The organism is Microvirga arvi (assembly GCF_016892765.1).
GTDB classification, from domain to species: Bacteria; Pseudomonadota; Alphaproteobacteria; order Rhizobiales; family Beijerinckiaceae; genus Microvirga; species Microvirga arvi.
On sequence record NZ_JAFEMD010000213.1, the window covers coordinates 1 to 793 of the forward strand.

At 67.3% G+C, this 793-nt stretch carries 1 protein-coding gene; it reads right to left on the minus strand.

Annotation, left to right across the window (positions count from 1 at the left end):
- Positions 1-793 (minus strand): hydrogen gas-evolving membrane-bound hydrogenase subunit E (gene mbhE, locus ILT44_RS30575; protein ID WP_204243368.1); only part of this gene is annotated, 793 nt, incomplete at both ends.

Genomic DNA, 793 nt, shown 5'->3' on the forward strand with positions numbered 1-793 from the left:
AGCGGGTCCCGCCCGCCATGTACTGGAGGATAAGGGCAATCGACATCGTGACCCCGGCCGCGAACCCCCCGCCCGGCAGGTCGTGGCCGCGCAGGAAGAGGTAGATCGCAACCATGATGATCACCGGGAACAGCCACTGCATGATGATCCCGGGGATGGTGAGGTAGTCGGCGAGGGTGTCGCCGACGGCCCGGTCCGGTCGGGCCGTGTCGTAGGCATCCTGCACCTGCTGCTGCTCCGGAGACTCGACGCTCTCGGGTGCCGGGCGGAAGCGGCGCAGCAGGGAGAAGACCGTAATCGCCACCACGGCGAGCACCACGATCTCGCCGAAGGTGTCGAAGCCCCGGAAGTCGACCAGGATGACGTTGACGACGTTGCGGCCGCCTCCCTCCGCATAGGCGTTCTCGACGAAATAGCGCGAGACGGTTTCCGGGAGTGGCCGCGTGAGCATCGCGTAGACGACCAGTGCCATGCCCACGCCGGCCGCGACGGCCAGCATCAGGTCCCTGGCCCGTCGCAACCTGGCCCGCACTCCCATCGAGAGGCCTTCGCCTGCGGTCTCGAGCCGCTTTGGCAGCCAGCGCAGGCCAAGAAGGATCAGCACCGTCGTGACGATCTCGACCAGAAGCTGGGTGATGGCAAGGTCGGGGGCCGAGAACCAGACGAAGGTGATGCAGGTGACGAGCCCAGTCCCGCCGAGCAGGACCATGGCCGCGAGCCGGTGGTACTTGGCTTGGTAGGCTGCGCCGATGGCGCACAGCCCCCCGACGATCCAGAGCAGAAGGAAGGCGGG